Genomic DNA, 415 nt, shown 5'->3' with positions numbered 1-415 from the left:
CGTTGGCGTGCAGATCGACGTCATTCTGCGGCGGGATCACCACCGTGGTTTTGAATTTGCGCGGCAGGTAGGTCGGCCCCAGAATCGGCTCTTCGTCGGTGGTGGCCACCTTTTCCTGATCCAGCCACACCTCTGCGTAGGCGCGGGTGCGCGGCAGCAGGTGTTCAGAGATCTTCTTCGCCCACTCGTAGGCTTCCTGATGCAGCTCGGACTCCACCGGGTTGGAGGTGCACAGCACGTTGCGGTTCACGTCGTTGGCGGTCGCCAGTGCGTCCAGCCCCAGGCGATTCAGCAACTGGTGCACCGGTTTGACGTTGCCTTTCAGGATGCCGTGAAACTGGAACGTCTGGCGGTTGGTGATGCGAATGCTGCCGTACAGCGTGCTCTCCTGCGCGAACTTGTCGATGCCCAGCCA

1 protein-coding gene is annotated in these 415 nt (G+C 61.7%); it reads right to left on the bottom strand.

Annotated elements, in window-relative coordinates; genetic code table 11:
• Positions 1 to 415, bottom strand: a 415-nt coding sequence (locus tag J0A68_RS23270) for a ferredoxin-like domain-containing protein (protein WP_262898055.1), incomplete at both ends; no start/stop codon positions are given.

Source organism: Algoriphagus oliviformis (assembly GCF_017254915.1).
GTDB classification, from domain to species: Bacteria; Bacteroidota; Bacteroidia; order Cytophagales; family Cyclobacteriaceae; genus Algoriphagus; species Algoriphagus oliviformis.
This window is presented reverse-complemented; position numbering and strand designations above follow the sequence as displayed.